Consider the following 21,081-nt stretch of genomic DNA (forward strand, 5'->3'; position numbering starts at 1 on the left):
GATATTATAAAATTTATTCTGTACCTATCTTATCATAAGCCAGGCCGGATTGCTATGCTTTACTCAACAGAAAATGGGATCTCCGCAATCATTCTCGGTCCACCGTTTTCATCGGGTTCCCCGTTTTTATCATACATCTGAAGTACAAAATCGTTCGCATCGGAATGGTCAAACGTTATATACCTGACCTCTGTACCGTCATCGTTCTTTATAATCTTTTCTGACTCATCCTGTACCCTGTTTCCCTGCGTATCCATCAGAACTACTGCCGGATTCTTCGGTTCCCACTCAGCCGGAATATGAAGGATCATATGGGCATTACTCGGTGTCAGTGTAACCTCTTCCACGACAAATCCGTTGTTTTCGGCTTCCGGTTTTGCCGTCCTGTTCTGTGATGTATCGGAAGAAGCCTTGAACTGCAGCTTCCACGAGCCTTCCACGCATTTGTATCCAACCCTTTCATAATTCTTAATCTCCTCATGATATGGTTCGTCAAACTTCTGCGCCCCCACTGCCCCGATATCCATGCTTACCGTCACATCCTCCGGGAACTTCCCTGCTTCAATATTCATGGCCGGAACTCGGACCAGGGCTACAAACAGGCCCTCCTCAGATTTGGCCGGTGACAGGGTATACGTGGAACACGTTTCCTCACCATTCACATACAGCCACGCAGAAAATGCAATCGGGTCCCCGTCTCTATAGCAGAGCAGGTTCAACTGGTCAGCAGCATTCAGTTCCTCATCCCCGGTCTGGAGGGACAGGGTAAAATACAAGTCATACCCGTCGCAGTATGCATCCGATACAGTCATCGTAATTCCCTGGTCCTCGGCCACATTCGTCGGGTCCTTGACTGGTTCCGAATGTTTTGCAATGTTCTCATAGGCAGTCTTATCCTTTTCCGGATAGGGATGGTTATCCCGTATTTCCTGAATCCTTCCAAATAGATCACCGAGGATCGGAATATCCTTTGCCAGCGCGGGATTTACAAAGAAAACACCTGTCAGGACAAGCACCATGCATGCCGCCGCTGCCGCAACCCCCAGTTTTCTGTAAAGTCTCTTTTTACTCCGGCTGCGGAGCGATTTCATCCGTACCTCGTCTTTCCTGATCTTATCGTACGCTTCGTCCAGACTGTCATTTACAATCTCAGGAATCTTGACATCTTCCTGCAGAGTCTCTTTAATGCTAATATCAGAATTTCCCATTTCTAAACCTCCATTCCATAGGCTGACGACGGGTTCTCTTTCAGGTAGAGCTTCTTGAAGCAGATTCTCCCCCTCGACAGTCTTGTTTTTACAGTATTCTCATTCATATCCAGTATGGCACCGATTTCTTTGATACTGAATCCCTCCACATAATACAAAAGCAGGACAATGCGGTACTGTTCTTCCAATTCATTTAAAAGCTTCAGGAATTCCCGTCCCGAAGTATCGACCTGTGCCTCCTCCAATTCCGGATGTTCTTCTATCGGTACCATCTTTCCACGCTCCTTTAATATGCGGTTACAGTGGTTAATCAAAATCCTCGTCAGCCATGTCTTAAAATACTTTGGCTCCCGCAGACCCTTAAGATTCTCGTAACTGCTGAGAACGGTATCCTGGATCGCATCCGCTGCATCTGCATCGTTCTTCAGCATGCTGATGGCAATTTTATATAAAGTCTGCTTATGCTCTTCCATTAAAGTTATGAACGCTTCTTTATCACCAGACTGCGCTTTCTTTACCAGATTCGTCACCTTTGCACTCCCCCTTGTCTTCGAATCCAACAATTTGATTCTGTTTTTCATGCATCCTCAATCGATTGATACCTATTAGATAAAAAAGAACAGCAAAAAGTTTCAGAAAAAAAGAACACTTTTTCTAAACAAAGTGTCCTTCACGCCATATCCCCTGATTTTACTGTCGAACGGTAAACTGCCCCCTAATCGGGCTGACTGCCGGTAAGAGGGGAATCTGCCTTTTTGGTGCAGCTTTTCCCTGACTTTTTTCTTCCGGCTATCTCATCCAGAGTCACATCAAAAATATCTGCAATGGTTATTAGTTCATAGATATCCGGTATTCTCTTCCCAATCTCATAATTAGACAGTGTCTGTCTCTTCATGTTTAACTGCTGTGCCAGCTGTTCCTGTGTCATATTGTGTTCTTTTCTGAGAGTCCTGATATTATGCCCAATGGTATTCTTTGTCATATTCCTACCTCTTTATTTCTACCTCACTGATCCAAGTTTACAGGAATGACAGATGCAAAAAACGCATCTGCTGATAGACCAATCATACAGTTTTATACCGGTAATAGCAATGCATTTTTACATATTAAAATCGTTTTTTTCAGTTTGCAGGCTCTGCATAAATCCGGTACAGGATCCGGGCCATTTCTTCGGGTGATTCTTTCGCACCGTTCTCAGACCAGGATATATAAAGGTTGTAAAGAGCGCCTGTAAATGCCTGTAGTGCATAATAGTGTTCAATTCCGTCTCCCGGCCTGTACCATGTTTCAACCACGTACCTGCCGACGGATTCCAGAAATGTGTGGCCAAGCCCGCTCTGGAACAGGCTTTCTAAAAATAATCTGTGCTGCCGGAAATATGAAAAGCAGTGGATTAAATTTTCCAGATCATAATAGTTTCCTTTTTGGAACAGATTTTTCACGTCATCTCTGTAATCATCCAGTATATCATCCAGATAAACAGTAAATATCTCCTCTTTCGACTGGTAGTTCCGGTAATAAGTCATTCTGGAAACGCCCGCTTTTTCTGTAAGTTCTGATACAGATACGGCGGACAATGGTTTTTCTTTTAAAAGCTGCATAAGTGCAGTGACCATACACTCTCTTGCAAGCTGGTTTGCCTGATTTTTTCTTTGCCTTTTCATGAACAAAACCCTTTCTTTTGTAACAGTTAACAGTTGTATGATTGAATTTAATGCTTAAAAATGTTACAATTTGTCACACTTGATTATATCCATAGAACGAATAAATAGCAAGCATATAATCTCAGCGTAACCCGCTGCTGTTTAAGCTTATTGGAAAAGCGTACTTTTAAAAAGAAGGAGGGTTTTCAACTATGAAAACAGCCGTTATCACGGACAGCAACAGCGGCATTAAGAAGCAGGAAGCAAAAGAACTTGGCATTTTCCTGATTCCAATGCCTGTCATCATAGACGGAACAGTCCGTTATGAAGAAACGGATCTAACACAGGAAGAATTCTACCAGAGTCTTACCAATGGTAAAAGTGTCACTACCTCACAGCCGTCTCCGGGAGATGTCATGGACCTCTGGGATCGCGTACTTGCACAGGGCTATGACTGCCTTGTCTATATCCCGATGTCCAGCGGCCTAAGCCAGTCCTGCCACACAGCGCTGGCTCTTTCCGAAGATTATGGTGGTAAGGTCCAGGTTGTTGATAACCACAGGATTTCTGTCACAATGAGGGAATCCGTGCTCGAAGCAAAACAGATGGCCGGTCAGGGTGCTTCTGCTTTGGAAATCAAGGAACGTCTGGAGGCCAGTGCATACCAGTCCACGATCTATCTGGCTGTTGACACTCTGGAATTCCTTTTAAAGGGCGGCAGGATTACACCTGCTGCTGCGACGCTCGGCACCGTGCTGAACATCAAGCCGATCTTAAGCATTCAGGGCGAGCGGCTGGATGCATTTGCCAAAGTCCGGGGCATGAAAAAGAGTAAAAAGAAAATCATAGAAGCGCTGAAGGATGACCTGTCAAACCGATTCCACAATCCAGATATGGAAAAAGTCCGGATCGGGGCTGCCGGCTCCCGTCTGGCTGAAGAAGAGGCTCTCGACTGGAAGCGCACACTGGAAGAGGCGTTTCCGGGGGCATACGTGTATTATGATCCCCTCTCACTGAGTATCGCCTGCCATACCGGCCCCGGAGCGTTCGGAGTGGGAATGAGCATACTCTCGTAACCGTTTCTGTAAAAGAATATTCACATCATATAAGAACTGGCCTGCACCTGTCATAACAGATATGTGCCGGGCCAGTCTTTTTTTGTTCTGTTTTCCATTTAATTTCATATTTTTAACAGTTTTGTACAAAAATAACTATACTGATATTATGATGTCGGAGTCAACTTATAAGCTGTCTTAATATCCAGTTATAATAAAATAATAGGAAAGCCCCGTATTCTCATTTTCGGAAGGATATGATATGATTAATTTAATTTCATATTGTAAATTCTTCAAGATACATTTGCAGGACGGGAAACCTGTTTAGCCGCCTTTGCGGCCGATGTATCTTTTTTATTATTCAAAAACCAAACTGGTTTCACATGAAGGAGGAACAAACATGGAGAGAACAATTGCAAACCTGAAAGAAATGATCCGTGCAGGAAGAGGGATTATCCCGGCTGATACTGTTGTGAAGGGCGGTAATCTGGTCAATGTAATGACGAGTGAGATCTACCCTGCCGATGTTGCAATCTATAAAGATATGATTGCCGCTGTCGGTGATGTATCCGATTATATCGGACCTGACACAAAGATCATTGACGCAGAGGGAAAGTACCTCGTGCCGGGACTGATCGACGGACATATCCACAGTGAATGCAGCAAGCTGAGCATTACAAGTTTTGCAAAGGCTGTCGTACCCTGCGGGACAACAAGCATGATTTCTGGTCTTGACGAATACATTTCCGTATCCGGTCTGGAAGGCTTAAAGGAAGTTCTGGCTGAAGTAAAACAGAGCCCGCTGAAGGTGTTCTGGGGAGCGCCTTACAAGACGCCTTACACAATACCGGAATCTACCGTTTCTTTTAACTTCACAAAAGAAGTTCATGAAGAGGTTCAGCAGTGGCCGGAATGCTTCGGTGTGTGGGAGACAGTCCGGGAATTTCTGCAGGAAGAGGATGAGAACACACTGGGTGCCATCGAACAGGCATTCAAGAACCGTCTCCCGGTATTCGGCTGTGCACCTATGGCAAGAGGAAATGACTTAAACGGCTATCTGTGCGGCGGAGTACGTCTGGACCACGAAAGCTACGACCATGAAGAAGTGGTTGAGAAGATGAGAAAAGGAATGCACATGCTGATCCGTGAATCATCTGTTACACATTTTCTGGCCGAAAATATCCGCGCAGTGACAGAGGTAAATCCTTACATGGCACGCCGCGTCAGCTTCTGTACCGATGATGTGACCGCAACAGATGTTCTGGAAAAGGGACACCTCGACAATGTTGTACGTCTTGCAATTGCAGCCGGTGTGGAACCGATGACAGCAATCCAGATGGGTACGATCAACAGTGCGGAAGCTTACCGCATCGATCATCTGGTAGGTTCCATCTCTCCGGGAAGAATCGCGGATATCCTGCTGGTCGACAGCCCGGAAGAATTCCATGTTGAGACAGTTATCACGAATGGGCAGCTGGTGGCACAGAATAAGAAGCTTACCTATGATCTGAAGGCTCCGGAAAGAAGCACAGTCCTCAAGAGTGAATTGAAGTGCCAGAAGACAACAAAAGCAGATTTTGAATACAGAGTAGACATGATAAACGGAACAGCAGATGTTCTGGCAATGGATGTACAGGGACCTTTCGTCCGTAAGAGAAGGGACGTTGTTCTCAAGGTGGAGAACGGAATCATTCTTCCTGATCCTGAACAGGATGTTGCCCTGGTATCTGTCCTCGAACGATTCGGGCGAAACGGCAACCGCTCCCTCGCGTTCTGCTCCGGCTGGAATTTAAAGAGAGGCGCGATGGCATCCTCTGCCGCACCAGATGATAATAACCTGATTGTGATGGGTGTGAATCCGGAGGATATGTCCCTCGCCGTAAATTATCTGATCGAACAGGGCGGCGGACAGGTTGTTGTCGCTGACGGCGAGATCATCGAGTTTTTGCCGCTCCCGGTAGGCGGAATTGCAAGTGATGAAGAACCGGAAGTAATTGCCGCACAGGAAAAGAAACTGAACAAAGCTGCACAGGACCTTGGCTCCACACTGCCTGAACCACTGATGTACATGTTCTTCCTGCCGATCACGGCAATCCCGGATTATGCAATCACTGATGTCGGACCGGTAGATTATACGAACCTCACTACCTTCGATCCTGTTATAAAGCTAAACGAACAATAAAAGGAAAATACAAATGTAACTGTTCATACTCCAATGAACCGTTACATACAAGCAATATATAAGGAGGGATTTTTTATGAGCAACATGAGTAAAGAAAGTCTGAAGAAACTGATTGAGGTAGCTTCCGGGAGAATGCCGGCAGATACGGTAATTAAAAACTGTAAAGTTGTGGATGTTTATAACGGCGGAATCGTTGATGGGGATATCGCCCTGTGTGACGGTTTGATTGCAGGTGTCGGTAAATATGAAGGAAAAGAAGTCATCGACGCAGAAGGAAAATATGCCGCACCCGGATTTATTGACAGCCATATCCACATCGAATCTTCTTATGTAAGTCCGGAAGAAATCGGACGCCTTCTTGTGCCCCACGGCGGTACGACAATTATCGCCGACCCTCACGAGATTGTAAATGTATGCGGGATACGCGGGATGAACTATATGCTTGAAGCCTCCGAACAGACTGCCCTGGATATCAAATACATGCTTCCTTCCTGTGTGCCTGCAACTCCGTTCGAGCATTCAGGAGCGAATATAGACGCGGAAGCAATGAAAGAGCCTATCCGGGACGAAAGAGTCCTTGGCCTTGGCGAATATATGAACTATCCGGGACTCATCGGCGGAAGTGAAAGTGACCTTGATAAGATCATGACCGCAAAGGAAACCGGCAAGCTGATCGACGGACACAGCCCGGGAATCTCCGGAAATGACCTGAATGCCTATGCAGCCGCCCTCGTGCATACGGACCACGAATGTTCCACCGTGGAAGAAATGACAGACCGTATATCCCGCGGATTGTACGTGCTCTTAAGACAGGGCTCGGCATGCCACAATCTGCGGCCGCTGCTCAAAGGACTCACCCCGATGAACAGCAGGCGCTGCCTGCTCTGTTCCGATGACCGCCAGCCAAAGACCATTCTCGAGCTGGGACATCTTGACAACCATTTGAGTATCTGTGTAGAAGAAGGTGTGGATGCAATCACGGCAATCCGCATGGCAAGCTTAAATGCCGCCGAATGCTTCCGCCTGTATGACAGGGGCGCAATCGCACCCGGCCTGCGCGCAGACATTGTCCTGCTTGACAACCTGAAGGACTTTCATGTGAAAAAAGTCTGGATCGAAGGAACGCTGGCTGCCCAGGACGGCGAGTACCTGCTTCCGGTTGAGAAGTGTGACATCACGCCGGTCAAAGGAAGTTTTCATGTAAAAGATTTTTCAAAAGACAAATTAAAGATGCACCTGAAATCAGGCCATGTCCATGTCATTGATATCCTTCCGGGCGGAGTTGTGACCGGAAAAGGGATCGCGGATGTACAGCTGGACGAGTCCGGCGACTTTGTCAGAAATCCTGACGTGGATATCGTAAAAGTTGCCGTAGTCGAGCGCCATCAGGAAACAGGAAATGTAGCTCCGGCGCTTCTGAGAGGCTACGGGCTAAAAGAAGGCGCTGTTGCATTATCTGTTGCCCATGATTCGCACAATATCATTGTTGTAGGTGTATCGGACGAGGATATGGTGTACGCGGTCGAACAGCTTATTGCACAGAACGGCGGAATTATTCTTGTAAAAGACGGCGAAGTCATCGAATCCATGCCGATGCCGTTAGGCGGCCTGATGAGTGACCAGAGCGGCGAATGGGTTGACAAAAAGCTGACCCTGATTCACGATGCTGCTTATGAAAAGCTTGGAATCTGCTCAGAAGTAGAGCCTGTCATGACACTCTGCTTCATGTCACTAGCTGTCATACCTGAACTGAAACTGACAGATATGGGATTATTTGATGTAACGAAGTTCGAATTTGTCTCCGTGGAGGCATAAGAGGAATATGGAGGATACTTAGAGAGATGGGAGAAAAAAAGGCACTCGTGCCCTTGTTTCAAAGAGGTGATTTTGGTGGAATGGCTTATTCCATCACCAATAATATTGTAAACTACCTGATTGTTATCGCTACCTTATCCGGCGTTCTCGGCTGGCCGGATGAGATTGTATATGGCCGTGTCATTCCGGGGATGTCTATCGGGCTGATGCTCAGCGGCTTATATTATGCATTTATGGCACTGAAACTTTCCAAAAAGGAAGGCCGCCCGGATGTGACGGCACTTCCTTCCGGAGTTTCAACCCCGGCAATGTTCGTTATGCTTTATGGTGTCATCATGCCCCTTCATTATGCGCTGGAAGACCCGTACCTTGCATGGTCCGCTGCAATTGCTGCCTGCTTCATCGGCGGCGCCGTTGAATTCTGCGGTGGTGTCATCGGTCCCTGGATGAAGAAGCGTATCCCGAGGGCTGCCCTTCTTGGAACCGTAGCAGGAATCGGATTTATCTGGATGGCAACACAGGGTGTATTCGATGTATTCAGTGATCCTGTGATCGGAATGCCAATCCTGATCGTCGCTATGATCGGTGTATTCGGCGGTTACCTGTTCCCGAAGAAGATCCCGCCGCTTGTTGTCGCAATCGTGGGCGGTATCGTTTATGCTTTCTGTCTTGGAAGAACACATATCGACTTCAGCGGAATCGGCTTTTATTTCCCGAATCCGGTAAATGGGATCCAGCATCTTCTGAGCGGATTCGCAGTCGTTGCGCCTTACCTGACAATCGTGATTCCGATTGAAATATATAACTTTATTGAAACAATGGACAACGTGGAAGCCGCCAACGCAGCCGGCGATAACTACAACGTCCGCGAGGCACAGTTCGCCGATGGGATCTGTACCATGATTTCCGCCATCTTCGGCGGGGTTGTCCCGAATACTGTATGGCTCGGGCATGCCGGACTGAAGAAAGCAAAAGCCGGTATCGGCTACTCCGTCGTTTCCGGCCTTGTACTTGGATTCGCCGGACTGCTCGGACTCTTTACTTTCTTAAGTAACCTCGTTCCACCTGCCGTCTGTGCCATCACCTATCTCTGGTGTGCGATCGTCATGGTCTGTCAGGCTTTCAAGGATTGTGACAAGAAGCACTACGCTGCTGTCGGGATTGCAATGGTTCCGCCGGTTGCGGACTATTTGTTTACACAGATCACAGGAGCAGTCGGACTTGCCGATATCTGGACAGAGACTCTTCCGATCGGATATGCAGGCTATACACCGGATGTCTCCCAGTCACTGATCGATGCAGGTGTCATGTGGAACGGCGTTGCGGCAGTAAAACCGGGGGCCATTATCATCGGTATATTACTGGGAACCATGACGGCCTTCATTATCGATAAGCAGCTGAACCGGGTGGCAGTCACGGCACTTGTCGGAGCTGTGCTCTCACTGTTTGGATTCATTCACAGTGCCGCTCTCGGAATCTATCCGAAATCTCCGTTCATGATGGGATATCTGATTATGGCAGGCTTATGCTTTATCCTGCATCTGGGCAGGAATAAATGGTTCAAGGCGCCGGATGACTTTGATTACGTCTGATGTCATTAAAAAGAAGGATTTCATTTCCGTGAAGTCCTTCTTTTTTATATGTTATTGTTTGACAAGTCCGGATAAGAGTACTATAATGAACATTGTTCATATTAAGGAGGTGCACTGTATGAATACGATTGTAACTTCACGTGAGGCCATCCTGGCCGAGAGCCGGAAACTTGTAATGGAAAAAGGAATGGATTCTGTCAATATGCGGTCGGTTGCCGCCGCCTGCAATGTAGCTGTCGGGTCGATATACAATTATTTTCCATCCAAGGCGGACCTGATCAGTGCGGCTGTGGAAGACGTCTGGAAAGATATTTTCCATATGTCCGGAGAGTCCATGAAGTTTGAACATTTTACAGACTGTCTTGCCTGGCTCTATGAAAGGATTCTAAAAGGATGTGAGCAGTATCCCGGATTTTTCACACTGCATTCCGTCAGTTTTGCCGCCGAGGATAAAAGCAGCGGCCGGAGGATGATGGAAAAGTATTTTGCACATATCAGACAGAACCTTCTGCATGTTTTGGCAGCAGATCCTCTTGTCCGGGAAGATGCTTTTGGTGACCAGCTGAGTGCCGGGCAGTTTGTGGATATGATTTTTACCCTGCTTACTTCCCTGCTTCTCCAGAACCAGAAGTGCTGTGAACCCCTTTTGGTGGTTGCTGCACGCTGTATCTATGAATATAATATAGAATCCAATGAAGGAGGTTTTTATGAAGATTAATAAGATAAAGCTGCTCCTGCTTGCTGCGCTTGTATGGGTAGCTGCCGGGTTTAATATCCTGCGTATCGGGATTATTTCTTACCAGAGCCATGTAACCGTTATAAATATTCTCATTTCTGCCGCTGTATTCCTTGTTTTCTGGTTCATGGTTTTTGGCAGGCTTGTAAAAAAGCACACCAGCAGGATTGTCAGTTATGAAGAAGAAAAACAGTTCTTCCTAAAGTTTTTTGACGTCAAGTCATTCCTTATCATGGCATTTATGATGACATTCGGGATAGGTCTGCGTGTGTCCGGTATCTGCCCGGATGTGTTTATCGCAGTCTTCTACTCGGGACTGGGCGCCGCCCTCACATTAGCCGGTGTCCTGTTCGGATATCATTTTATTAAGAAAGGAAAAGAAAAAAATGCAGGCTATTATGGAAACACTATTTGATGCTGTATATCTGGTCACAGTCATTACTGTGGGGATCCTGATGATCCGGAAAAGTGCAGGGAGGAAACAGTACCTCCTGTTTGGCATTATGGCTGTCACTTTAGGTGCCGGGGATGCTTTCCATCTCGTGCCCCGGGCTTACGCACTTTGTACTGCGGGACTCGAACACTATACGGCTGCACTCGGGGTCGGGAAACTGATCACGTCTGTCACAATGACCGTCTTTTACATTCTGCTGTACTATGTATGGCGTCTGCGCTATCATGTAAAGGATCAGAAAGAGGTGACTGTGGCAGTCTTCCTTCTTTCTGCCGTCCGTATCATTCTCTGTCTGTTCCCGCAAAACAAATGGACCAGCGCCGATGCACCACTAAGCTGGGGCATCTATCGGAACATCCCGTTTGCACTGCTTGGAATCCTCGTAATCGTCCTGTTCTACAAAGCGGCAAAGGAACAGCATGACCATGCGTTCCGCTTCATGTGGCTGACGATTGTATTAAGTTTTGCGTTTTACATTCCGGTTGTACTGTTTGCAGACACAATCCCTGCGCTTGGAATGCTCATGATTCCAAAGACATGCGCCTATGTGTGGACCGTCCTGATCGGATACTTTGACATGAAGTCTCAGTAAATCTCACCCTCTGGAAAAACTCACTACATGTATATATGGCCTGCCGCTGCTTATGAACGGCAGGCCATCCTTTATTCTGATTCCAGACAGGCTTTGATGCTTCTTAGAAACAGGGGGTTTACCGCCATATCCTTCCAACCCATTCGATTCCCTGCCGCTTCTGCCAATTCTTTCTCTGATATCTCCGGATATTTGCAATGTACATCCCGCACGCAATCCTCTAATTTTCGCAGCAATGTTTCTGCTGCAGATACCTTCTGGCTAAATTCCTGCTCTCCGTATACATGATCCCATGCCGGACAACAATACCGGGTACCGCTGAGATTTCCCAGCCGCTCCAGCGTACTTCTGCTCTTGTCCAACTCTGTAAAAATAGGAAACTCATCCTGTACAGGTATTGCATCTCCACAGAACAGTACCCCCTTTTCCTTCAATAGGTAAGATACAGACCCATTGGAATGTCCCTTTGAATCCAGAACCTGAAAAGTAATCCCATCCTCCAAAAAAATGCAGTCATTATCCCTTACGGTTTCATCTACAGAAACAGCTTCATTTACCAATGTATAAAAACCTGGGATCGGACGCTCCTGAAATTGTAAATCAATATCCTCTGTCCACCTTTTTGCCTCTTCTGAGGCATACACCTTACAGCCGGAATTATTTTGAACAGCGGCTGCCCCACCGATATGGTCCGGGTGTGCGTGTGTCAGAAAAATGGCTTTTATTTCTGTCATATCACGCCCGATATCTCTCATATACCTTGCAATGACCTTTTCACTCCCTGCCACTCCTGAATCAATCAGACAGCATGACTGACCGGTAACCAGATATACATATGCATATCTTTTCACAGTCTCTGTAATCTGAAAATCAACTCTGATCTGATGTACATTTCTGCATACTTCCATCTCTTATCCCTCCATAATAATTGCTCTTGAATCTACAGAATTCTCCCTTTTGACTGCGATTTTTCTATATTCCTCTGACTGGAAACAGGATTCAAGCTGTTCTCTCGTGTCCCACTCGATGATAATAAATCTCTCTGGCTTCCACTTACCTGTTAAAGGCTGTATCTTTTCTGTACGTACCAGATAACGCCCTTCATACTTTTCTACTATCGGTCTTACACTACGGATATAATCGTCATACTCCCCTCTTCCTTTTTGACTGTCAATATAAGTTTCAGCTACAAAATAAACCATAATACCCTCCTTTCTATGCAAGTGTTCACTTGCATGATAATTATAAAGGAATGGTGCCTTTTTAAGCACCATTAGCTTTACGAAATTCCCTGTACAAATACATGCACACTTTCGCGTATATACTTCTCTTTCTCAAGTTCCGTAAGCTGTTTCCCAAAGGATGCATCCAGAAAAACGAAGCCGAAATTCATAGATAAAAACATCATAGAAAGGCTCTCACAATCCACATCCGGAAGCTTTCCATCTGCCTTCATCTCCTGAAAATACCTGACCAGCACATTCTTAAACAGCTGGGGCACTTTTAAAATTCCCTCCGATGTATCCTGATACAGCTCGGGTACGCGAAGCCCAAGTGATACCTTTACCATGCGCGGCGTCACTTTTCTCATATATACCTCTGCAAAATGCAGCAGGTCCTTTTCCAGACTGCCCTCATACTTAAAATCTGCTTCCTTCAGACAGGGATTCCATTCCGGCAGTGTCATGGCAGAAAGCACGATCTCCTTCTTGCCCTTAAACTTCCTGAATATCGTGCATTCGTTCACCCCTGCACGGAATGCAATGTCCTTTGTAGTCGTGGAGGGATAGCTGCGCTCCATAATCAATGACATAGCTGCATCTATGATCTTAAGCTGTGTTTCATCAAGCATAGCTGCCTTCCTCCCTTATGCAAGTACTTACTTGCATCATAGCATTTTTCTTTCTGATTGTCAAATCAAGTACCCATTTCATCGTTATTCATATACTAATTAAGAACAAGCTGCATTTTGCCGCCTCACGGCGGCGGATCGGAGAACTTATGCCTGAAACAAAAATCCCATGCCCATACCAGGGCCCTGGTAAACAAAACCCCGTCTCCATTGGAGGCTATGATATGATACGTTTAACCGGTGATCCGTCTGATCCCGATTACTGGAATACCTCCGGACTGACATCCGTTTATGATGCCGGACACGATAAAGGCAGCGGAGGCATCCTTACCTTTCATGACCTGCTGCGCATTTCAAAGGGGGCCATTGGTGACTGCTCTGCTACTGTCACACTGGATATCGAAGCCAGTCCCCCTGTCTACTCTTATTATCCTCCCCACTCTCTGGATGTGGTTTTTGTACTTGACGTCACTGCCAGTATGATGTCGGGAAAAAGCAGGAAAATGGCACTGGCAAAGCGGGCGCTTATCCAGACTATCCAATTACTCTGGGAACAAAACAAAGAAACCCGCATCACCATTGTTCCCTATGCGCGGGATGCCTACATTCCCAATCCCTTTGGCGGACTCTCATACAATTATCTGGGAACACTTTTCACATGGCGCCGTTCAACCACCAGCGGCAACTATATTGGCCAGATTCTGGGATACCGCAACGGCTCTTTTGTTTCGACTACAGATATCCCCGCCTATATGGCACAGTCTGAGCCATTAGCTGCCAGCGCCAATCTGAGCCTGTACAATTATTATAACTATTACAAAATCCAGTATTCTGACATTTACAATGAAGATGGCTCTGCACGGCCTGATACAGTGCTGGCGGGTTACCTCAGCACGGTCTATGCACAGAATCCATCTGCATACAACGGAAACCTTATAGAATCAGTTGCCTCCGGTGCCCCGCTTACTTCAGAGCAGCTTCCTTACAGCATGAACGACACCGGCTATGAGAATAATACGATACTGGAAAATCTGATCTGGGCCATCCCTTATGGGGAAGACACAAACACACAGGCTGGATTAAACGAAGCCTGTACACTTTTCAAAACTCCGGGATTTGCACAGTCCGATGATATACTGCGCCGGGCTGTCATACTGATCACTGACGGGCAGGCAAACCGTTCCATCAATCCCAGTTATCCGGATATATATGCAGCACCGGGAAGTACGGACAGTGATTTCCTCCCCGATATTCCGGGCGGGATATGGAAATACTTCCTTTATCTTAAACAGACTGTTCCAAACCTGATTTCAGAGGTTGCCAGCCGCTCTGCCAACAATGAGGAACTGCTGCTTGCCATGCAGCGTGCCTATGAGACTGCCGTGGAAATCAAATCGCCTTCCGGCGGCAATGCTTCCCTGTTTGTCCTTGGTATCGAAATTGATGCACAGTCCCCGGGGCCGTACACAAGAGAGGACGTTCTGGATATTCTGCGTACAATTGCCACTACGGGTTCCTACCTGCATGAGGCCGCCGAAGACAGCTCACAGAATCCTATTATTGAAGAACTGAAGCGTCTTGCACGTAATCTGTTAATTCTTACCGGAAGTCTTCAGGTTACGGTCACTGATTCCATTAACACCGCACTTTTCGAATATGTTCCCGGTTCACTCCGAATCTTCGGAACGCAGGATACATTAAAATTAAAATCTATCAGTGCCCCCAATATTACGGACCCCTCGGACCCTGAGTATACTGTCTATCAAAAACCGGCCCTGCTGCCCGATATCAGTGACCAGAATGTCCAGGACGGTATTATTACCATAAACCTTGGGGACCTGCCCTACGCTCCCGCTGCACCGGAAAGCAGGACCCACATCCGGCTGACCTATCATATCCGTGCAAAAGGGGCGGCCCACGGATCACACCTGCATACAAACAAGGATTCCGAAACTGCCGTGTCCTTCCTTGAGCCAAACCATCTGACAGCCGACTCTCCACTGCTTACTTATGATAATCCGCTGCGCACACTGCACTTCCCTACTCCTATAGTATCCTGTAACGCAGACTATACGATTGAAAAATATGCCGGGACCGCCACGGATGATGTATTCTATAAATCCATTTCCGTCACAGCCTGCCAGACCGTTTATTACCGTTTTGAAGTACACAATTATACGGACTCTGATGCAGTGTTCCCGCTTCTGTATGATGTCAGAGGGGTTCAGACCATAGAAGAGGCCCGTTCAAACCCTGACCGTCTCATCATCGCTGAAAATTTCACTGTGCCCGCCCAGAGTACGGCCGAATTTACGGCCGGCTACAAAACCTCCTGCGGTGAGGGTACTGTCTCTGATTTCGCGGTGCTGGAAACAGGAGACACTTATCTCTACGACAATGCCTCCGTGATCGTACATGATGACACTGCTTATTATACCGTAGAGTATCTGGATAAATGTACGGGACAGCGTATTTGCCCAGACCTGCTCGTTACAGATGTGGCTGCCTGTTCGGTCATCTCAGCACACGACCATATCCGGTGCCTCCCATGCTGGAAATTCGTCTGTGCCATACCGTATCATCTTCATTTGTGCGAAGGGGAAAATATACTGAAACTTTACTATGTTCCCTGCTAATTGCTATATCGTAACAACTGCCCCCTAAACGGGGGCAGATATTCTTCCAAAATTCCGTAAAAACAACATGATATCAATAGCTTTGACACCCATCCACCAGTTTTCACTGATCGCGAATTCCTTCGCATACTTTTCTCCCAAATTAAACCAGTTCCATGTAATATTCCAGACTCCGCCCGGATTCCTCGTCTCCACCAGATAATCCAGTTCTTTTTCCACGATCTCCTCATTTCCCTTATAGAAAGGACTTTCAGTGGACGGGATGAATTCTGACGGTCTTGGTGTATACCCGGCCCATTTCTCAGGATTTCTCTCTATCCTCTGATTCACAGCCGCAGCCATCTTTTCCATCAGGCTGCCGCATTCAAAGGAGTCTGCAAGGCCGGTTCTCATAATCTCTCCCAACAGGGCCAGTACACCTCCGGCACCCATTTCACCTAAATCCTCTGTATCCGATACCCTTTCCAAAATCTGCTTTGTATATCCCGCAGCTTTCTGGAACAACGCAGAATCCCTGTCTGCATATCCGAGTACAAACGCACACAGCGTTGCAGTCAGTCCTAAATCCTGCACCCGGTTGCTTTCCTCACTGTAACTCCACCAGGGTGCATGCGCATATAAATCATTGGACGGTACTGAAAAATGCCACCCTGTTTCATCACTATGTACACCGCTGTCAAGATAACGCAGAATCCCCTGTACTACAGGATGTGCGGCCCCTTCATTATCCAAAAAGCCGATCCCTCTTAAGATACCGGTAACTACTACCGCACTATACGGTGCCGATTCCGGGTTCCAAATATCAGGCTCTATGGTACTGCTAAAGCCCCCGTCTTCATTCTGATAACAGGCAAGCGCCTGAACGACCTCTTCTCTGCTCCCGCCCTCAAAATGAAATTTCCACAGGGCCAGTTCCAGCTCCCTTGCATTTCTATGCATCCATGTGCGTACTTCCTGATACGCCTTTTGATCAAGTGTTTTCAATGCCGTTTCCTCCATTTGTCTTTTAGATGTGATCATATCATACGATCTATACTCTGTATTGTAAAAAAACGACATTGAATTTTCCTTTTATCTCCAGCTTTGTGCGATCTTTCTCGCCTCCTCCGGCGACGTCCCGTGGAACCGCCTGAACTCTTTTTGCAGGTGTGACTGGTCTGTATACCCGTACCGGTATACGGCATCCAGTATGTCGAACTGAGGGTCTGTAACCAGATTATGCCATACATTCTGGTAACGCACCAGTGTGGCAACCTTTTTCGGAGGCAGCCCGATCTTCCCTAAGAAGAGCCTTTCCAGCTTCCGCGGACTGACGCAGCAGGATTCGCATAGTCCTCTGACTGACACGCCGCCTGAGCTGTCCAGTATGTTGTGAACCGCCTGAAACAGATCGGAATTCAGTTCCATATCTGCTAATTTACGGTACAGGAACTGCTCCACCCGTGCGATTCTTTCCTTCACCGTCAGCAGATAGAAAAACGGCTCAAAAAGGGACCTCCACTCTTTTCCAAGATCATCCATATCAAGATGAAGATTCCGGGTCTCCTGAAATTCCAGATTCAGGAAAAGATGTACCGCCCAGAAATGAAACCGGATGGCAAAAACAGTTACCACGTCTGTTTCCCCTCCCTGCACGGTTGTAAAAGGTAAGTCCTGAATCCCGCACAGCATACCAGTCATCGTCTGCTTCGTATGGTTGACCGAAAGTATGATATCCACACACGTGTCCGGAATAACCAGAACTTCTCTTCCTGCCGTCTTTGCAAGGTTCTCCCTAATTGTTCCCTCCGTACCTGCTTCGTTTGTAGTCCAGTAACAGGCAATGTATGGCCGCAAAGGTTCCCCCGGGAGATATTCCTTATATGTATGATCCGATAAAAACGGACGCGCCGTAATAGGATGGTATATTGTATGAAAGTTCAGCATGTATGTCTCCTCTTTATTTACGTCCGTACGGGACATGTTCTATATCCTGCTGTCTGACTCACCCGTATCATTTACTTCCGGTCCAGATAATGATGCATGACACTAATCAGGTGGTCAACCTCAATAGGCTTCATCACATGTTCATTCATTCCCGCCTTCTTTGCACGGTAAACATCATCTGCAAACGCATTCGCTGTCAATGCTATGATCGGAATATCTGCTGCATCCGGACGCCGCCCCTCTGCCGCTGACTTACGGATTACTTCTGTAGCTTCGTAACCGTTCAATACAGGCATCTGGATATCCATCAGGATCAGGTCATATGTTCCCGGCGGATTCGTTTCAAACAAGTCTGCGGCCTCCTGTCCGTTTGCTGCACAAACAACTTCAATCCCATACATATCCAGTAATTCCTTCACGATCTCCTGATTCAGCAGATTATCCTCCGCAAGCAGAACCCTTGTACCCGGTTCAAATGCATATTCCATATCATCCGGCTTCTGGCTGCATGGCACACTGCCGTCCTCCGTTTCCGGCACCAGCTGCAGATAGATGGTCACTATGAATTTTGTACCCCGGTTTATTTCGCTTTCCACCTGGATGGTGCCATTCATCATTTGCACCAGATTCCTTGTTATCGCAAGCCCCAGACCGGTTCCCTGAGTCCAGCCGACACGCGGGTCTTCCGCCCTTTCAAACGGAAGGAACAATTTTTCCTGAAACTCTTTCGTCATTCCTATTCCATCGTCTTCCACTATAATTTCATAGCAGCCGACTCCGCTTTCACTGGATAGTTTTTCCTCCAGACAGATGCTGATATTTCCTTCCTCACCGGTATACTTCACCGCATTAGACAAAAGATTCAGAAGCACCTGCTTGACACGGGCAGCATCACCACGAACGGCATTGTGCTCCATTTTTTTTACACTTACTGAAAAATGCTGCTTCTTTGAGCCGGCCTCTGGCTGTATAATCTGTGACACATCTTCCAGTAGTTCTGTCAGCCGTATCGGTTCCTCATTCAGACCTACATTTCCAGATTCTATTTTAGACATGTCCAGCACTTCATTGATCAATTCCAGCAGGTGCGCCCCCGACAGGCTGATTTTCTGCAGGCAGTCCTCGATTTTCTCCTGACTGCCTATATTCTTTTCCGCAATCGCTGTCATTCCCATGATCGCATTCATCGGTGTCCGGATGTCATGGCTCATTCTGGATAAGAAATCCGACTTGGCCCTGTTTGCCCGGTCCAGTGAGTGATATGCTTCCTCCAGAGCTGCTTTGGCCCTTTTTTCTTCTTCATAATATTCCAGTTCCCGCTGTTTCTCTTCACTGATGTTCCGGAATGCGATGATAATCGTCCTTGGTTTTCCGTTCTCAATAGAAACCGGGTAAATTTCCAGCCTCAGCCAGAGGTCAGGATTCTGATGACGGAATTCGACTTCTGTATGTTCATTCTTCCCTGTCAGTTTATTCAGAAGCCACTCTCTCTGGCAGATTTCTGCCACCCTGTTTAAGTCATCCTGATTGATGCTGTGCAGGATGTATTTCCTTAATCCCTCTGTAAACGACCCCCTCCGGGGAAGGATATCCCCTTCGTTCACCTCCGGCATACGGACTGCATAATAATTGTCCTGAAAGAGGTCTACATAAAACATGCTGATATAGACATCGTTGATTGCCTGCAGCGCCGACTGGTTCATATATAAACGTTCACTGTTCTCAAAAAGCTTTGACTTCATGCTGTGTATATTCTGCAGTGCCCCCACAACCCGGGCCGGCCTTCCTTCTTCCGTGATCAGCCTGCAGTTTACCCGGAACCATATAAACTTCCCTCTTTCTCCTCCCGGAGTCGTACAGCGTACATCAAACACCTCACTGCGGCCGTGGCAGATATTGTCAAGCACCTTGGGGGCGTCATCCGGATGCACAATCTGCTCATCCAGAATGATTTCCGAATAACGGTTCAACTCATGCCGCACAACCCCGCCGCCTGCCTGTGGTTCATAGCTGATAAACGTATCGGTATCCATCAGGTACTCGAACATGACTGCCGCACTCGCCTCCATTGCCACGCGGTACAGGTCCTGTTCCCGGTTGAGCCTTTGCTGGAGGTTTTTCCGGGGTGTGATATCGACTACGGTCCTCTGTATAATAAGCTCTTTCTCAGCTGTCATCCCAACGATCATGCTCGTCCCGTCCATCCAGTGGATAGAACCGTCTTTCCACTTCACACGGTATTCAAGATCCTGCCGGTCCCCTGTCTGGTGAAGCTTTGAATAATGTGCTCTGATCTTTTGCTGGTCTTCCTCCAGAACTGCACCAAGTACGCCGTCATGCCAGTCGTTTACCCCTTCCTCTATATCACGGTATCCCATGAGTGATACAGTTGCCTTATTAAGGGAAATGAGCTGGCTTACGCCGTTATTTCTCTGTACGAAACGAATAATCCCGCACGGTACTGTATCATAGATACTTGTCAGAAGCTCAGTCTGCTCTCTCAGCCGCTGGGCATCCTCCTCTGTCCGGGTGATATCCAGATAGAGGCTGTTGACCATCCACCTGCCATCCACATCCTGTGCCTTTTTCCCGCTGTCCATCACCCACTTCAGACTGCCATCCCTGCAGCGCACCCTGTAACGGGTAGAATAAGTCAGGCCGCCGTCCCTGAATGCCTCCGCACAATCGGCAAGTGCTTTATCCAGATCAGGAGGATATACTGTTCCTACCGCCGTCCCGCCTGTAACTTCCATAAATTCTTCCACCGTATATCCAAAGAGGGCCGCCGCCTCTTTGCTGACAAATGCGAAAGAATAGGTGTCATCATCATTACTGATCTTAAGCCCTCCGGCAATAGAAGACATAATCACTTCCAGCTGGCGGTTCTGCTGTTTGATTTCCTCTTCCAATGCAGTCAGGCGTTCCTGAACATAATCAAAGGACTGCCGTCCGATTTTTTCCGGGAAAATTTCTCCTTCAACCATTTCCTGATAAGGGTTGGAACAATGAATGTGTACACACTTCATTCCATCTTCTGTATCCTGAAGTACAAAGGTAACTCTCTGATGGACTTTGAGATACATCCCGGTATCCGGATTCGTCGCAATCCACATACGCCCCGATACGACATACATATTCTCAGCCGGACAAATGACCTCATATTCCTCGTCTGATATCGTGCAGTCCGGTATTCCCTCTTTAAACTCACGAAACTGCGTGATAATGTTGTCCCTCCCTGTGAGATATTCCTCTTCCCCGGCCCCGAACCATGAAATCTGCATTGCAAAATGGTCAATAATCCATCTTGTATCGTGCTCGCAGTAATGCTTGTGCATCATTAGGCTGGCTATTCTTCTCGCTTCTTCTATCCGCTGATTTTTATTCATGTCT

General features: G+C 47.1%; 18 protein-coding genes. 8 read left to right on the forward strand and 10 right to left on the reverse strand.

What is annotated here, in order from left to right; all coding sequences use genetic code 11:
• Positions 1–59 precede the first annotated feature (59 nt).
• The 4 genes from DWX43_RS05480 to DWX43_RS05495 all read right to left on the reverse strand — a co-directional run bounded on the left by DWX43_RS05480 (position 60) and on the right by DWX43_RS05495 (position 2,872).
• Positions 60–1,208, reverse strand: a complete 1,149-nt coding sequence (locus tag DWX43_RS05480; protein WP_118619337.1) for a DUF4179 domain-containing protein — start codon at positions 1,206–1,208, stop codon at positions 60–62.
• Between the two features lie 2 nt (positions 1,209–1,210).
• Positions 1,211–1,789, reverse strand: coding sequence for a sigma-70 family RNA polymerase sigma factor (locus DWX43_RS05485; RefSeq protein WP_182440628.1), 579 nt, complete (start codon positions 1,787–1,789; stop codon positions 1,211–1,213).
• 134 nt (positions 1,790–1,923) lie between these two features.
• Entirely contained in the window at positions 1,924–2,190 is a 267-nt protein-coding gene (locus DWX43_RS05490; RefSeq protein ID WP_118619339.1) for a helix-turn-helix transcriptional regulator, read from the reverse strand.
• A 139-nt stretch (positions 2,191–2,329) separates the two neighbouring features.
• On the reverse strand, positions 2,330–2,872 hold the full coding sequence (locus tag DWX43_RS05495) for a TetR/AcrR family transcriptional regulator (protein ID WP_118619341.1): 543 nt from the start codon (positions 2,870–2,872) through the stop codon (positions 2,330–2,332).
• Between the two features lie 191 nt (positions 2,873–3,063).
• Here DWX43_RS05495 and DWX43_RS05500 point away from each other — a divergent pair, with 191 nt between their 5' ends.
• The 7 genes from DWX43_RS05500 (at position 3,064) to DWX43_RS05530 (ending at position 11,277) form a co-directional block, all read left to right on the forward strand.
• The gene (locus tag DWX43_RS05500) at positions 3,064–3,927 is read left to right on the forward strand and encodes a DegV family protein (RefSeq protein WP_118619343.1); all 864 of its coding nucleotides are present in this window, start codon (positions 3,064–3,066) and stop codon (positions 3,925–3,927) included.
• Between the two features lie 379 nt (positions 3,928–4,306).
• Complete coding sequence (locus tag DWX43_RS05505) at positions 4,307–6,088, forward strand: adenine deaminase C-terminal domain-containing protein (RefSeq protein ID WP_118619345.1); 1,782 nt, start codon at positions 4,307–4,309, stop codon at positions 6,086–6,088.
• Between the two features lie 75 nt (positions 6,089–6,163).
• Positions 6,164–7,903, forward strand: coding sequence for an adenine deaminase (ade, locus tag DWX43_RS05510; protein ID WP_330582228.1), 1,740 nt, complete (start codon positions 6,164–6,166; stop codon positions 7,901–7,903).
• Between the two features lie 26 nt (positions 7,904–7,929).
• Complete coding sequence (locus tag DWX43_RS05515) at positions 7,930–9,495, forward strand: xanthine/uracil/vitamin C permease (protein ID WP_118619347.1); 1,566 nt, start codon at positions 7,930–7,932, stop codon at positions 9,493–9,495.
• Positions 9,496–9,613: 118 nt separating this feature from the next.
• Positions 9,614–10,213 carry a TetR/AcrR family transcriptional regulator gene (locus DWX43_RS05520; RefSeq protein WP_118619349.1) on the forward strand — a complete coding sequence of 200 codons (600 nt, stop codon included), beginning with the start codon at positions 9,614–9,616 and terminating at the stop codon, positions 10,211–10,213.
• The gene (locus tag DWX43_RS05525; protein ID WP_118619351.1) at positions 10,203–10,646 is read left to right on the forward strand and encodes a hypothetical protein; all 444 of its coding nucleotides are present in this window, start codon (positions 10,203–10,205) and stop codon (positions 10,644–10,646) included. The genes DWX43_RS05520 and DWX43_RS05525 overlap by 11 nt, the downstream gene beginning before the upstream one ends.
• On the forward strand, positions 10,618–11,277 hold the full coding sequence (locus DWX43_RS05530) for a hypothetical protein (RefSeq protein WP_109729608.1): 660 nt from the start codon (positions 10,618–10,620) through the stop codon (positions 11,275–11,277). Before DWX43_RS05525 ends, DWX43_RS05530 begins: the two co-directional genes overlap by 29 nt.
• A 71-nt stretch (positions 11,278–11,348) precedes the next feature.
• Here the strand turns inward: DWX43_RS05530 and DWX43_RS05535 are convergent, their stop codons facing one another.
• The 3 genes from DWX43_RS05535 to DWX43_RS05545 all read right to left on the reverse strand — a co-directional run bounded on the left by DWX43_RS05535 (position 11,349) and on the right by DWX43_RS05545 (position 13,129).
• Complete coding sequence (locus DWX43_RS05535) at positions 11,349–12,185, reverse strand: MBL fold metallo-hydrolase (RefSeq protein WP_118619353.1); 837 nt, start codon at positions 12,183–12,185, stop codon at positions 11,349–11,351.
• Positions 12,186–12,188: 3 nt separating this feature from the next.
• On the reverse strand, positions 12,189–12,479 hold the full coding sequence (locus DWX43_RS05540; protein WP_118619355.1) for a DUF1330 domain-containing protein: 291 nt from the start codon (positions 12,477–12,479) through the stop codon (positions 12,189–12,191).
• 77 nt (positions 12,480–12,556) lie between these two features.
• Positions 12,557–13,129: a TetR/AcrR family transcriptional regulator gene (locus tag DWX43_RS05545; RefSeq protein WP_118619357.1), complete on the reverse strand. Its 573-nt coding sequence runs from the start codon at positions 13,127–13,129 to the stop codon at positions 12,557–12,559.
• Positions 13,130–13,353: 224 nt separating this feature from the next.
• Between DWX43_RS05545 and DWX43_RS05550 the strand changes: the two genes are divergently transcribed.
• Positions 13,354–15,765 (forward strand): vWA domain-containing protein, encoded by a 2,412-nt coding sequence (locus tag DWX43_RS05550; protein ID WP_118619359.1) that lies wholly within the window; start codon positions 13,354–13,356, stop codon positions 15,763–15,765.
• Positions 15,766–15,789: 24 nt separating this feature from the next.
• Here DWX43_RS05550 and DWX43_RS05555 read toward each other — a convergent pair whose 3' ends face one another.
• From DWX43_RS05555 to DWX43_RS05565, 3 genes are all read right to left on the reverse strand, one after another.
• On the reverse strand, positions 15,790–16,749 hold the full coding sequence (locus tag DWX43_RS05555; RefSeq protein ID WP_118619389.1) for a hypothetical protein: 960 nt from the start codon (positions 16,747–16,749) through the stop codon (positions 15,790–15,792).
• Between the two features lie 87 nt (positions 16,750–16,836).
• On the reverse strand, positions 16,837–17,691 hold the full coding sequence (locus DWX43_RS05560) for a helix-turn-helix domain-containing protein (RefSeq protein WP_118619391.1): 855 nt from the start codon (positions 17,689–17,691) through the stop codon (positions 16,837–16,839).
• 71 nt (positions 17,692–17,762) lie between these two features.
• Complete coding sequence (locus DWX43_RS05565) at positions 17,763–21,077, reverse strand: PAS domain-containing protein (protein ID WP_118619393.1); 3,315 nt, start codon at positions 21,075–21,077, stop codon at positions 17,763–17,765.
• Positions 21,078–21,081 lie beyond the last annotated feature (4 nt).

This window comes from Clostridium sp. AF19-22AC (genome assembly GCF_003479085.1).
GTDB classification, from domain to species: Bacteria; Bacillota; Clostridia; order Lachnospirales; family Lachnospiraceae; genus Faecalicatena_A; species Faecalicatena_A orotica.

Excerpts from the sequence above, each read along its gene's own strand:
- DWX43_RS05480 (WP_118619337.1), bottom strand. The coding sequence starts at position 1,208 with ATGGGAAATTCTGATATTAGCATTAAAGAGACTCTGCAGGAAGATGTC.
- DWX43_RS05485 (WP_182440628.1), bottom strand. The coding sequence starts at position 1,789 with ATGAAAAACAGAATCAAATTGTTGGATTCGAAGACAAGGGGGAGTGCA.
- DWX43_RS05490 (WP_118619339.1), bottom strand. The coding sequence starts at position 2,190 with ATGACAAAGAATACCATTGGGCATAATATCAGGACTCTCAGAAAAGAA.
- DWX43_RS05495 (WP_118619341.1), bottom strand. The coding sequence starts at position 2,872 with ATGAAAAGGCAAAGAAAAAATCAGGCAAACCAGCTTGCAAGAGAGTGT.
- DWX43_RS05500 (WP_118619343.1), top strand. The coding sequence starts at position 3,064 with ATGAAAACAGCCGTTATCACGGACAGCAACAGCGGCATTAAGAAGCAG.
- DWX43_RS05505 (WP_118619345.1), top strand. The coding sequence starts at position 4,307 with ATGGAGAGAACAATTGCAAACCTGAAAGAAATGATCCGTGCAGGAAGA.
- ade (WP_330582228.1), top strand. The coding sequence starts at position 6,164 with ATGAGCAACATGAGTAAAGAAAGTCTGAAGAAACTGATTGAGGTAGCT.
- DWX43_RS05515 (WP_118619347.1), top strand. The coding sequence starts at position 7,930 with ATGGGAGAAAAAAAGGCACTCGTGCCCTTGTTTCAAAGAGGTGATTTT.
- DWX43_RS05520 (WP_118619349.1), top strand. The coding sequence starts at position 9,614 with ATGAATACGATTGTAACTTCACGTGAGGCCATCCTGGCCGAGAGCCGG.
- DWX43_RS05525 (WP_118619351.1), top strand. The coding sequence starts at position 10,203 with ATGAAGATTAATAAGATAAAGCTGCTCCTGCTTGCTGCGCTTGTATGG.
- DWX43_RS05530 (WP_109729608.1), top strand. The coding sequence starts at position 10,618 with ATGCAGGCTATTATGGAAACACTATTTGATGCTGTATATCTGGTCACA.
- DWX43_RS05535 (WP_118619353.1), bottom strand. The coding sequence starts at position 12,185 with ATGGAAGTATGCAGAAATGTACATCAGATCAGAGTTGATTTTCAGATT.
- DWX43_RS05540 (WP_118619355.1), bottom strand. The coding sequence starts at position 12,479 with ATGGTTTATTTTGTAGCTGAAACTTATATTGACAGTCAAAAAGGAAGA.
- DWX43_RS05545 (WP_118619357.1), bottom strand. The coding sequence starts at position 13,129 with ATGCTTGATGAAACACAGCTTAAGATCATAGATGCAGCTATGTCATTG.
- DWX43_RS05550 (WP_118619359.1), top strand. The coding sequence starts at position 13,354 with ATGATACGTTTAACCGGTGATCCGTCTGATCCCGATTACTGGAATACC.
- DWX43_RS05560 (WP_118619391.1), bottom strand. The coding sequence starts at position 17,691 with ATGCTGAACTTTCATACAATATACCATCCTATTACGGCGCGTCCGTTT.
- DWX43_RS05565 (WP_118619393.1), bottom strand. The coding sequence starts at position 21,077 with ATGAATAAAAATCAGCGGATAGAAGAAGCGAGAAGAATAGCCAGCCTA.